The sequence below is a fragment of the Spirosoma utsteinense genome, assembly GCF_014282275.1.
Lineage (GTDB): Bacteria > Bacteroidota > Bacteroidia > Cytophagales > Spirosomataceae > Spirosoma > Spirosoma utsteinense.
Window position 1 is genome coordinate 19,275 of the sequence record NZ_VFIA01000051.1, and the last position, 11,258, is coordinate 30,532.

Annotated in this window: 11 protein-coding genes and 1 tRNA gene; 5 read left to right on the forward strand and 7 right to left on the reverse strand. The window is 54.8% G+C overall.

Features of this window, described 5'->3' with window-relative positions; all coding sequences use genetic code 11:
• Nucleotides 1–32: 32 nt before the first annotated feature.
• Nucleotides 33–1,193, reverse strand: coding sequence for a magnesium/cobalt transporter CorA (corA, locus tag FH603_RS24645; protein ID WP_186741268.1), 1,161 nt, complete (start codon nucleotides 1,191–1,193; stop codon nucleotides 33–35).
• Between the two features lie 149 nt (nucleotides 1,194–1,342).
• On the opposite strand from corA, the gene FH603_RS24650 reads away from it, so the two are divergent.
• The 4 genes from FH603_RS24650 (at nucleotide 1,343) to FH603_RS24665 (ending at nucleotide 3,942) form a co-directional block, all read left to right on the forward strand.
• Nucleotides 1,343–2,509, forward strand: coding sequence for a hypothetical protein (locus FH603_RS24650; protein ID WP_186741270.1), 1,167 nt, complete (start codon nucleotides 1,343–1,345; stop codon nucleotides 2,507–2,509).
• Between the two features lie 92 nt (nucleotides 2,510–2,601).
• Nucleotides 2,602–2,778, forward strand: coding sequence for a hypothetical protein (locus FH603_RS24655; protein ID WP_186741272.1), 177 nt, complete (start codon nucleotides 2,602–2,604; stop codon nucleotides 2,776–2,778).
• Nucleotides 2,779–2,808: 30 nt separating this feature from the next.
• Complete coding sequence (locus FH603_RS24660) at nucleotides 2,809–3,240, forward strand: DUF882 domain-containing protein (protein WP_186741274.1); 432 nt, start codon at nucleotides 2,809–2,811, stop codon at nucleotides 3,238–3,240.
• 75 nt (nucleotides 3,241–3,315) lie between these two features.
• A complete protein-coding gene (locus FH603_RS24665; protein WP_186741276.1) occupies nucleotides 3,316–3,942 on the forward strand; it encodes a DNA-3-methyladenine glycosylase family protein in 627 nt (208 codons plus the stop codon).
• Between the two features lie 39 nt (nucleotides 3,943–3,981).
• Here FH603_RS24665 and FH603_RS24670 read toward each other — a convergent pair whose 3' ends face one another.
• The 5 genes from FH603_RS24670 to purL all read right to left on the reverse strand — a co-directional run bounded on the left by FH603_RS24670 (nucleotide 3,982) and on the right by purL (nucleotide 9,657).
• Nucleotides 3,982–5,370, reverse strand: a complete 1,389-nt coding sequence (locus FH603_RS24670; RefSeq protein ID WP_186741278.1) for a DUF4403 family protein — start codon at nucleotides 5,368–5,370, stop codon at nucleotides 3,982–3,984.
• Nucleotides 5,371–5,409: 39 nt separating this feature from the next.
• Nucleotides 5,410–5,622, reverse strand: a complete 213-nt coding sequence (locus FH603_RS24675; protein ID WP_244968030.1) for a FeoB-associated Cys-rich membrane protein — start codon at nucleotides 5,620–5,622, stop codon at nucleotides 5,410–5,412.
• A 21-nt stretch (nucleotides 5,623–5,643) separates the two neighbouring features.
• Nucleotides 5,644–6,192 (reverse strand): YfiT family bacillithiol transferase, encoded by a 549-nt coding sequence (locus tag FH603_RS24680; RefSeq protein ID WP_186741280.1) that lies wholly within the window; start codon nucleotides 6,190–6,192, stop codon nucleotides 5,644–5,646.
• Nucleotides 6,193–6,454: 262 nt separating this feature from the next.
• Nucleotides 6,455–7,258 carry an inositol monophosphatase family protein gene (locus FH603_RS24685; RefSeq protein WP_186741283.1) on the reverse strand — a complete coding sequence of 268 codons (804 nt, stop codon included), beginning with the start codon at nucleotides 7,256–7,258 and terminating at the stop codon, nucleotides 6,455–6,457.
• A 128-nt stretch (nucleotides 7,259–7,386) separates the two neighbouring features.
• Nucleotides 7,387–9,657: a phosphoribosylformylglycinamidine synthase subunit PurL gene (purL, locus tag FH603_RS24690; protein WP_186741285.1), complete on the reverse strand. Its 2,271-nt coding sequence runs from the start codon at nucleotides 9,655–9,657 to the stop codon at nucleotides 7,387–7,389.
• Nucleotides 9,658–9,832: 175 nt separating this feature from the next.
• Between purL and FH603_RS24695 the strand changes: the two genes are divergently transcribed.
• Nucleotides 9,833–9,917: transfer RNA gene (locus FH603_RS24695), tRNA-Ser, on the forward strand.
• A 312-nt stretch (nucleotides 9,918–10,229) separates the two neighbouring features.
• Here FH603_RS24695 and FH603_RS24700 read toward each other — a convergent pair.
• Nucleotides 10,230–11,123 carry a hypothetical protein gene (locus tag FH603_RS24700; protein WP_186741288.1) on the reverse strand — a complete coding sequence of 298 codons (894 nt, stop codon included), beginning with the start codon at nucleotides 11,121–11,123 and terminating at the stop codon, nucleotides 10,230–10,232.
• Nucleotides 11,124–11,258: the final 135 nt, after the last annotated feature.

An 11,258-nucleotide genomic window follows, 5' to 3' on the forward strand; every position in this document is an offset into this window, starting at 1 on the left:
GACTGACTTAGAGACTTGCCGACTTCCTCCCCTCACATCCATCCGCGTCGTTTGAAGTAAATAATTTCGCCGATGGCGATAGCGGCCATGATCCCCAATGCCCAGAAATAACCGGTTCGGGTGCGGAGTTCGGGCATATTGTCGAAGTTCATGCCGTAGATACCGGCAATAAACGTAAGGGGTATAAAAATGGCCGATACGATGGTGAGCGTTTTCATGACCGAGTTCATCCGGTTGCTGACGATCGAATAATACACGTCCATCAGTCCCGCAATAAGTTCGCGGTGGGAGTCGAGTGTTTCAATGATCTGGCTGACGTGGTCGGCCAAATCATGCAGGTAGGGCAGCGTCGATTTCCGGACGAGGTCGGACTCCTCGCGCAGCAGGGTTCCGACCACATCGCGCAGGGGGTAGACCGTTCGGCGGATGAGCGCCAGCTCCCGTTTCAGCACGTAGAGCGTGCTCAGGGTTTCCTGACTGGCCCGCTGCTGAACGATCTGGTCTTCCACTTCCTCCATCTTATCGCCGATGTGATCGGTAATGACGAAATAATGGTCGACGATCACGTCCATAAGCGCATACATCAGGTAGTCGGCCCCATTACGCCGGGTCTTGCCCGCCGACGCTTTGATGCGTTCGATGACCGGCTCGAAGATATCTTTGGTACGCTCTTCCTGGAACGAAATCAGGTAGTTTTTGCCCAGCACCAGGCTGATGTGTTCGATATCGATCTCCTGCCGCTGTCGGCTGTGGTGCAGCATCTTGAGGGTGACGAACATCACCGTGTCACTGACCATACCCTCGGCGGGCTGTCCGTCCGGAAGGGAATGACCATTGGCCGATGCATCGGGCAGGATGGGCGTGTCGTCGTAGAGGTCGATTTTGGGTTTCTGCTCGGTATTCATGACGTCTTCGAGCAGCAGCGGGTGCAGGCGGTATTGCTGCCCCAGCGCCGACACTACTTTCGGATCGTGGATACCGTCGACATTGAGCCAGTTGACATACGGGGTTTTATCGCTGGGCAGGCGGCAGGCGCTGAGTTTACTGCTGTCATCAACGCGGTAGTCGGTAGCGTTGTATTCAATGCGTTTGATCTTGATCGCGTGTTCAATTTCTTCACCGATGTAGGTGAGCGTTCCGGGCGAAGTACCGAAGTTTTTTTCAGCCGAACGAAAGCGTCGGTGTTTCGACATAGGGTGTCGTAAAAAAGAATTGGCCAAAGATAAACGTATTACCACGGCTGTTGTCTAACTGTTCAGAAAATCGTAGCTTATCGACGGTTAGGTGCCAGGGTAGCCAAACAACCCGAAACCCGGTATCGGCCATCCAGACTGGCTTTACCATGATCCGCCTGTTTCTTTTCTCCGGTATGATCGCCCTGCTGATGTCCGCCTGCAGCAGTGGCAAAACAGCCCTTCAGCGGGGCCAGTATGACGTGGCGGTCCGGAAAGCCGCCGAGCGGCTCAGGCAGGGGCCCGGCCTCTCCAGGCGCGGCCACGGATTAGCTTCGCTAGTGCTGGAGAAAGCCTTTGTTCGAGGCTACGAGCAGCACCAGACAAGGATCAGGCGGCTGTCGTCGTCCGAAAACCCCGAACCCTTCCGGTGGGAAGCCGTTCATGCCGAATACGAAGCCCTACAGGCCCTGACCGACAATGCGCTAAAATGCACCACCTGCGCCGACTGGCTTACCAGCTACCCAACGTCATATAGTGCCCGCCAGCTTGACACCCGCGAACTGGCGGCTGCGGATCGCTACCGGGTAGCCGAGGAGGCCTTCGCCTACCGCGAAACCGACCGGCGGGCGGCTAAAGAGGCCTACCTCAACTACCGGAAGGCCGCCGAGTGGGTACCCAATTACCGACAGACCCTCGCCAAATCGGAGGATGTCCTGCCCTTCGCCATCCTGCGTGTAGTCGTGGAACCCCTCGGGGCAACGAACCAGATCAGCCCGACAGACAACCTGCACCTGGAAGGCATGATACTGCGCGAGATCGGGCGCAATCCGGCCCCTTCAGCCTTCGTTCGCCTGTATGCACCCACCGAATATGCCGGCGATGGCTATGCCATTCACGAAGCCGTACAGATGCTCGTCACCGACTACGACGACTACAACGACAATACCTCATCGAGCAGCACGACGGTCTACAGCAACCAGACCTATAAAGTGGGCGAAAAGAAGATCAACGACTCCACGACGGTCGACATTATGGAAAAAGTGTCCGGCACCCTGACAACCTATCGCCGGGAGGTCAGTGCCGGACTGACCCTGCGGCTGCGCGCGGTCGACGCCGAAACTGGCCGTGAACTATGGAACGATGCGGTTTGGGAAACAGAGCGCTGGGCAACAGAGTGGCAAACTTTCTCGGGCGACGACCGGGCGCTGAATGGCAGCAGCTTGAAATCGGCGAACCTGTTCCCGCCCTCCCGCTGGTCCCTGTACGATGAACTTCGCGATGCATTGGTCAGCGACGTTGCGCGGTGCCTGCGCCGGAACTATGAACGCGACTAAAAGACCTGTTGCCGGTAACGAATGGACTACTTCCGGTGATATGAACTAACTTGCCGGAACCTGCTCACTTATTTATATCCATCCACAAAAAAATGTCATTAGAAAATAAACCGGCGATAAAGCCGGACGAAGACGAGGATGAACAATGGACAGAAGCTATTTCCATGGAGGAAGTAGCCGAATCGACAGATGGAAGTGATTACCAGAGAGACGCCTATGAGCAATGGCTGATGCTACAGCGCGACAAATCATCCGGCAAACCGCTTTGATCTGATTAGTCCCAATCAACTTCCTCCACTATGAAAACCTTCCTCTTGATCCTTTGTAGCGTGGCTCTCCTGACAGCCGCCTACGGCTACATTAGTTACTCCCATCTATCGCCCCGGGTACAGGCCAAGCGAAAGCAGCTGACAAACGCGCTGGTACAGGCCGGTTATAAACCAGACTACTGGATGATTTCGGGCTACCGTCCTCCGTGGCTGAACAGGCTGATGCCACTGTCTGCCCCTAAAAGTGACCACCAGCGCGGATTGGCGATTGACCTGTGGGTTGGCGACGTTGATAACGATGGTCGCTGGACCGATGCCGATGTGCAGATCGTTGCCAAAGCCATCAGCAAAGTGGACAGCCGCGACCCGGCCAATCAGGGGGGCATCGGTATGTATCATCAGTCGGCTCCCCGTATGGTTCATTTCGACGTATCGGGCAGGCGACGCCACTGGGATTATTGACCCAGCGGACTAAAGTCAGCGGTACGTACCGCTGACTTTAGTCCGCTGATAAACTCTCTGGATTATCTTTGTCCGATGCAACCGACCGACCCAGCCCTTCTCCATCTGGCCCAGGACCCCGTTATGGCCCGGCTCATCGCCGAAACGCCGAACCCCAAAGCCTTCACCGACTACGAAAACGACGTTTACCTGGCTTTGCTGGAAAGCATCGTTTCGCAGCAGATTTCAGTCAAGGCGGCCGATGCTATTTTCGGGCGGCTGTGTGCCCTGTTTCCCAATAACTACCCCAAAGCCGATGCACTGCTGGCTCTTTCGTTCGACGACCTGCGGGGCGCGGGCCTGTCGGGGCAGAAGGTGAAATACATCCAGAGCGTAGCCGACTTTTCGCTCACCAACCGGCTCGACCGCCCCTTCTTCGACCCCATGACCGATGAAGAGATCGTTCAATACCTGATTCCCATCAAAGGCATTGGCCGCTGGACCGTGGAGATGCTGCTCATGTTCGTGCTCGACCGGCCCGATATCTTTCCCATCGACGATCTCGTTATCCGCCAGCGTATGATCCTCGCCTATCCAGAACAGACGGAGGGGCTGACGGGCAAGGTACTCTACAAACGACTACAGGAAATCGCCGATGGCTGGCGACCCTACCGGACCACCGCCAGCCGCTACCTATGGCGCTGGAAACCGAATGCCGTGTAATTGGGGGAAGGGCCAACAGCGCCGGAACGGATGACCGGCTCAGAGCTGCTTCACGGCCAGATCGACTTTGGAAACCACTTTGATCAGGATCTCGATACCCTCCGGCCGGATAACGATGCGCTGCGGCACCAGCCGGAACCCGTCGACGTCGAGGGCGGTTTTCTGGCCGGCTTTCCCCCGCGCAAAAGCGGTTTCGATCTTCTCCGGTATCGATGCTACGTGATACCGCAGCGGCACCACGAGCACCGACTGGAGCGTATCGCGCAGGTTGTCGTGGAGGAGCCAGTCGGCCGTGGCGAACAGGCGCTCTTTGGTTACCACGTCGAAGTCGATGTCTTCGACGCGCAGCGTGTTATCGAGCGTGTCGTAGGCCGGATGACCCCGAAAATACAGGCTGCCGTTGACCGACCCGCCTACATTGGCTTTCAGGATCAGGGAGCGGCCGCCCCCGTAGATCGTTGCATTTTTGATGTTGATATGTCCGCCGGCCAGATTGAGTTTCTGCCGGTTCAGCGACTGGGCAAGCACCCGGTTCAGATCGCTGTACGGCACCCGGACCAGCACCTCTAGCCGGGCCGCTTCGGGCAGGTGGTTGCGCCGGAGGAGTCGCGGCAGGGGCTCCAGCCGATCGACGACCGGCTTCATGCCCAGCCGCGTGTCGACCCGAAACGCAATCTGGACGGGGAGTGTAATCTGTTTGGCGTTACCGCTTACGGGAGCCACGGCCACGCTGAAGGGCCGGGGAATGAGCCAGATCTCTTCGGGCTGGCGACTGATCCGCATGGGTTTCTGCATGTCGCCCCAAATCCGGCTTACCTCCCGGTCGAGCCGCAGTTCGTCGTGGACCGCCTTGTCGATACCCGCTTCAATCTCGGCCCGGCGTTTATCGAGCAGGCTCTCCGCCAGTTTCTTCACCCCAACTTTTACGCCGAGCAGGCGGACGCTGGGCTCCATAATCCAGTGGTAATTTTCCAGCCGGACCCGCGTGTTGAGCCGCCAGTTAGGGCCTACGCTCAATGGGCTGACAAAACTAACGGCCAGCGCGCAGAGCGGCCGGCTTCGTTTATCTTTACGCAAACCAATGGGATTACTGTACCAGACCTGCAAGGGAGCCGAAAACGACACGTGACGATTGGCATACTTAATCCGGACCGGCCCCGTTCGTTCTACCCGCAGCCGCCAGGCCTCGCCCTTCCGGCCTTCAAAGGTTTCTTCTTTTACCAGAACGGGGTTCAGCGCCTTGTTGATCTTCCGTTCGAGGTCCCGAATGTTGAAGGTGATGTCGGCTTTGACGAACGACACCGGATCGGCAATGGCAGGCTCGAAAAGCTGCGTTACGGGAAGCTCCGTATCGACACGCTTGCAACAGACAGCGCCGAACAGCGACGCGGCAAAAAATAAAAGTCCGATGGTTCGTTGAATGCTCACTGCATCATCAAACCATCATACGGACAAAATGTTAGTCTACTAAAATTGTAGTTTTTGCTTCATCGGGCGTTTTATGGCGTCAGAATCAGCCGCACAGCCACATCCTTTCCCGCAACCGGCTTCTTTTTTCGAGAAACTCCGGTATGCCCGCCGACCCAGGTAGCCCAGGGCCACGGCAAAAATCAGCACGATAATCAGTTCCTGCATGCCTGCGAAAAGTAAATGATGAATGAGAAACGAGGAATGAGCCATTCGTTTTTCATTCATCGTTTCTCATTCATAACGGCTTCCCCATCCGTTCCGTTCAGCCAGGCCGAAGATGTGCTGGTAGTGGTGTTCGCCATGCCAGGCGTAATGGGCGGCCTGCTCGGCCAGGGTAAACATACGGTCGCTGCCGGGGTGGTGGAAGGTGCGTTTCAGCCCGGCCAGATCGAGCGCGTCGAGCACCGCGACCCAGCGCTGGTGCAGAGATTCCAGAATGACCAGCGACGGCGCTACAGCCAGCCGGGAGTCGGGCAGGTCGGCCCAGGCCCCCTCGTCGTAAGGTTTTATGGTTGGATTTTCTTCGGTCAGGGCCAGCTTCGTGCGGACGTAGCCGTTCATGTGGCTGTCGGCCAGGTGATGCACCAGCTGCCGAACCGTCCAGCCTTCGGGCCGGTAAGGGGTGTCGAGCCGGTCGTCGCCCCATTCCCCAACCAGTTCGGTCAGTTTGGCAGGCAACGCGCCGATGGTGGCAATGTGTTGTTTCGACTCGGCCAGCGAAAAGGATTGACCAAAGTCGAAGTTGCCGAGTGGATAGCGAAGGTTTTCCAGATCCTGCATGGTTTAGGGAGTCTATAAGTCGGTAAGTCGGTAAGTTGGTGAGTCGGTAAGTCGGTGAGTCGGTAAGTCGGTGAGTCGGTAAGTCGGTAAGTCGGTTAGTTGGTAAGTTGGTGAGTCGGTAAGTCGGTGAGTCGGTGAGTCGGTAAGTCGGTAAGTGTGGCATATACCCGCGGTATACTGGCGTCAGCTACTTATCGACTTATAGACTTACCGACTTATAGACTCCCTAACATATAGACTTACCGACTCCCTAACTATATTTTCATTTTCCCCAGTACTGCCGGATTACACTGATCAGTTCCGGGTGGATACCACAGCTGGCAATGACGTCGCCCCGGAACAGAAACTCGTCGCCCCCGGCGAAGTCGGTGACGATGCCGCCCGCTTCGCGGACGAGCAGTACGCCAGCCGCCATATCCCACGAGTTGAGGTTATACTCGTAGAAGGCTTCGAACCGACCGGCAGCTACATAGGCCAGATCGATGGCCGCCGACCCCATCCGGCGCAGCCCATGCGTTTGCTGCATGAGCGACTCCAGAATCTGTAAATACGGCTGCATCTTTTCAAAGGTATAGTACGGAAAACCCGTGGCAATCAGGCTCTCGCCCAGCTGGGTGGCGGGCGAAACAGTGATACGCTCGTCATTGCAATAAGCCCCCCCACCCTGCCAGGCCGAGAAACATTCGTTGCGGTTCGGATCGAAGATCACCCCCGCGATGGGCGTACTCCCCTGCGCCAGCCCGATGCTGACCGAGAACACGGGCAGGTCGTGGATGAAATTAGCCGTGCCATCGAGTGGGTCGATGATCCAGTTGAGCGCCGACGGATCGGCGACCTGCCCCGTTGTCCCTTCTTCGGTGATGAACCCCGCTTCGGGCAGCAGCTGGCTCAACTGCTCGACCAGCTTTTTCTCGGTTTCCTTATCGACGTATGAGACCAGGTTGTTAAGGCCTTTGTATTCGATGGCGTCGCACTGAAACTTGCTGCGTTCCTGAAGCAGAAACGCCCCGGCCTCCCGGGCAATGGTATTGATGTTGCGCGTCAGCGCGGCTAGATCAGTTGTCATACAGTTGATAGACGAGCGGCCCTGCGTATCCTGGCCGGGCTGGCGAACCAGCGGCCAGGCTACGCAGGGCCGCTGGTCGGTTTTATGTGGTTGAACGCTTGTTCGTATTGGGTGCTGAACTACGCCCGTTACGCCATGATGGTACCCAGCGCATTGTCATACAGATTCTTCGCTTCGGCGAGGGTCAGGATGGGGGCGTCGTTGATCACGAACGGCGTCGTGGCACCCGCATCCGTTACGGTTCCCAACAGCATGAACGGCATGACGGTATCGTTCAGATAGCCTTCTACGATGTGCTGCTGTTCGGGCGAAACCGTGACCACGACGCGGCTCTGGCTCTCGCCGAAGAGGAACGCGTCCAGCCGGTGCCGGTCGTCGGTAACGACGCTGAACCCTTTGTCGCCCGTCATGGCCGACTCCGCCAGGGTAATGAACAGGCCACCGTCCGATACGTCGTGCGCCGACAGAAGCCAGCCCTTGCGGATCATGGTTTTGATGCCTTCCTGCACGTGCCACTCATCGTCGAACGTGAAGGCTGGCGCGGGCGAAGCCTTGATGTCGCGGTATGAGTAGAGGTACTCCGACGACGCAAGATCGTTCGTCGACTGGCCGATCAGGTAGATCAGGTCACCGGCTGCCTTAAAGTTCATCGTCATGCGGTGGTCCGGGTTTTCCATCAGCCCGAGCATCCCGATGGTTGGCGTCGGGAATACCGGGCCATCGTCGGAGCTCTGGTTGTAGAAACTCACGTTGCCGCCCGTTACGGGGGTGCTGAACCGTTTGCAGGCTTCGCCCATGCCCTGCACGGCTTCCACAAACTGCCAGTAGACTTCTGGTACGTAGGGATTGCCGAAGTTCAGGTTGTTGGTAACCGCAATCGGTTCGCCACCGGAGCAGACGATGTTGCGGCAGGCTTCGGCCACGGCAATCATCGCGCCCTGACGCGGGTTGGCGTTCACGTAGCGGCCGTTGCAGTCGACGGTGATCACGATAGATTTCTCGGTCGCTGGCATCCCGGCGGCTTTCACCCGCACGACAGCCGCGTCAGACGGGGCGTTGGTGCTGCGGTTGGCCGTACCCACCATCGAGTCGTATTGCTCATAGACCCACTTGCGCGAGCAGATGTTGGGGTGAGCCAGCAGGTGTTCGGCTACCTTCCGGATGTCGTCGGCGTCGAGGTCGTCGACATCGTCAACGTCGAATTTCGCGTATTCCTTAATATAGGCGGGTTCCTTGTACTCGCGGTGATACTGGGGAGCGCCCCCGCCCAGCACGAGGTCATAGGCGGGCACGTCGGCCACCAGCTGGCCGAAGCGGTAGAAATGCAGGCGGCCCAGGTCGTTCTCACCCTTCGGCGTCACCTCCCCGATCTGCGCGCAGTTCAGGTCCCACTTGTCGAAAATACCCTGAATGATGTGTTCTTTTCCTTTCTCGATCACGACCAGCATCCGCTCCTGCGACTCCGACAGCAGAATCTCGAACGGGGCCATGTTGGCCTGACGCGTCGGCACCTTGTCGAGGTCGATGATCATGCCGTGTTCCCCTTTGGCGCTCATCTCCGAGGTGGAGCAGATGATACCGGCTGCGCCCATGTCCTGAATCCCGATCACGTAGCCCGTAGCGATAATTTCGAGGGTGGCTTCGAGCAGCAGTTTCTCCATGAACGGGTCGCCCACCTGAACGGCCGGCAACTTGTCGGTCGACGCGGCCGAAATATCTTCCGACGCGAACGTAGCGCCGTGGATACCGTCCTTACCCGTTGCCGAGCCGACGATAAATACGGGGTTACCGACGCCGTAGCTGGTGGCTTTGGCTACTTTGCCCACTTCCACGATACCCGCCGAGAAGGCGTTCACGAGGGGGTTGGTGTTGTAGCTTTCATCGAAATACAGCTCCCCGCCTACGGTTGGAATACCGAAGGCATTGCCGTAGTCGCCGATCCCTTTGACCACCCCCCGCAGTAACCGGCGGGTCTTGGGCAGGTCGAGGCTACCGAACCGCAGCGAGTTAAGCTGGGCGATGGGCCGGGCCCCCATGGTAAAGATATCGCGGTTGATACCGCCGACGCCCGTTGCTGCACCCTGATACGGTTCCAGCGCCGAGGGGTGGTTGTGCGACTCGATCTTGAACGAGCAGGCCAGTCCGTCCCCGATATCGACCAGACCGGCATTTTCGTCACCGGCTTTGGCCAGCATGCGGTCGGAGTCGCGGGGCAGGGTTTTAAGCCAGACGATGGAATTTTTATAGGAGCAGTGTTCCGACCACATGACCGAAAAGATACTCAGTTCGGTGAAGTTGGGCTGGCGACCCAGAATCTCGGCGATTCGGTCAAACTCTTCGGGCAGCAGGCCCAGTTTACGGGCAGTTTCAAGCGTGGGGAGGGATTCGAGAGTATCCATTCAGAGCGAAAGATGAAAGCCGTTAACGAGCGAAGGATGAAGGCATTGCGCGGATTCACGCGATCGCACCTTCGCTCGTTAGCGCTTTAATTGTGGCACAAAACTACGGGTTTTGGCGGAAAATGGCCCGCGAAAGGTTGACAAATCTCCAAACGCTCGTATATTTGCACCAGAAAGAGAGATGGCAGAGTGGTCGATTGCGTCGGTCTTGAAAACCGAAGACTGTTACAGGTCCGGGGGTTCGAATCCCTCTCTCTCTGCAAAATCTCCTGATTACAAGAAGCCTCCAGTTGATGGGGGCTTTTTTTGTGGGTTACACCTCACAAAAACTGAGTGTTACTGGCTATCATTGATGTTTGCTAGTTGTAATATTGAAACACCAGTCTGTCAATATAGACGTTTACCAACTGGTGTTTCAATTCGCTTAACCTGACGACCGACGCCGTGAAGGTGCTACTCGGTAGGCTCAGCGATAAGGGAGTGGATGTGTACGGCTGACCCGACAAACGCCGTGTGATCAATGAATTGCGTGGTAACCAAGTCTATCAGGGCCGAATCAGGAAAGCATCATATTATTTGACACTTGCCATGTTTTCAAATAAATCCATAGAACTTTTAGATGTGATGTTCTTCCTTAACCAATTATCAAAAATATGCTTATACTCGTCCTCGAGTGCTAAATGCGCAGTAATTTGACTATTTATTAAATCTGACCTACTCTGCTCAGAGCTTGAATTACCATCAATCTTCTTCACCCTTGCAGCTATTTTTTTTGTATAATCAATAATTATTTCCTTCAAACACATTGGTCCCTTCGTAAGAAACTGCTGGTTTTCTACCAAGCAATTTAAGCTAATCATAACTAATGGAAACACCTTAAATAATGTACCATCGACAAATTCATCTTTTAGCTTTTTATCAAATCTCTTATTTAAATAACTATTAATTCCGGGTGCCGTGTAGAGAGAATGAGTATAAATGAGAACAGGGTAAACCTTAGCCTTTTTTAAAAAAGTGGTTTTATCAAAATAAACGTCGTCTCCAAAACAACCAGAATCAATTTTCTTTAAATTATTAATTATCTGACTGACACCCTTACTTTTACCATTTTTATTTTCAATATATTTTAGATCAATGTCTTTTTTAATGTCTTCAAAATCGTAAGAAGTCGATGCTTTTGAAGACATTAAAGCGTCTTTAAATTCAAATATATAAATATCATGACCATCTCTAACGTAAGCATCTGGAAAACCTATTTTATTTTTTTCATCAAATTCAATAACTATATGTTTTTTATTAAAATAATGTTTGATCACTTTTCTAAACAACAGTCTCTCCATTATTTCCTCACCGCACATTTTTTTGAATTTCTCAAATTCTTTATACACACTGCTTATGCCAGAATCTTTATAGAAATCAAAAAGATAGGTAAAATCAAAACGATTATTTATAAAACCGCAGCTCATTACACAATAGGTTTCATTGTCTAGCTTATACTAAATCAAATTCAATAAGTCGTATCTTTGGTTATGGATTACGCTACTAAAATCAGCCAGACCGTTGACGAACTGCAACAGCTTGAAAAACAGCAGACTAATGTC

Coding starts and splice junctions, on each gene's coding strand:
- FH603_RS24700 (WP_186741288.1), bottom strand. CDS start 11,123: ATGAGCTGCGGTTTTATAAATAATCGTTTTGATTTTACCTATCTTTTT.
- FH603_RS24665 (WP_186741276.1), top strand. CDS start 3,316: ATGCAACCGACCGACCCAGCCCTTCTCCATCTGGCCCAGGACCCCGTT.
- FH603_RS24680 (WP_186741280.1), bottom strand. CDS start 6,192: ATGCAGGATCTGGAAAACCTTCGCTATCCACTCGGCAACTTCGACTTT.
- purL (WP_186741285.1), bottom strand. CDS start 9,657: ATGGATACTCTCGAATCCCTCCCCACGCTTGAAACTGCCCGTAAACTG.
- FH603_RS24650 (WP_186741270.1), top strand. CDS start 1,343: ATGATCCGCCTGTTTCTTTTCTCCGGTATGATCGCCCTGCTGATGTCC.
- corA (WP_186741268.1), bottom strand. CDS start 1,193: ATGTCGAAACACCGACGCTTTCGTTCGGCTGAAAAAAACTTCGGTACT.
- FH603_RS24655 (WP_186741272.1), top strand. CDS start 2,602: ATGTCATTAGAAAATAAACCGGCGATAAAGCCGGACGAAGACGAGGAT.
- FH603_RS24675 (WP_244968030.1), bottom strand. CDS start 5,622: ATGGCTCATTCCTCGTTTCTCATTCATCATTTACTTTTCGCAGGCATG.
- FH603_RS24685 (WP_186741283.1), bottom strand. CDS start 7,258: ATGACAACTGATCTAGCCGCGCTGACGCGCAACATCAATACCATTGCC.
- FH603_RS24660 (WP_186741274.1), top strand. CDS start 2,809: ATGAAAACCTTCCTCTTGATCCTTTGTAGCGTGGCTCTCCTGACAGCC.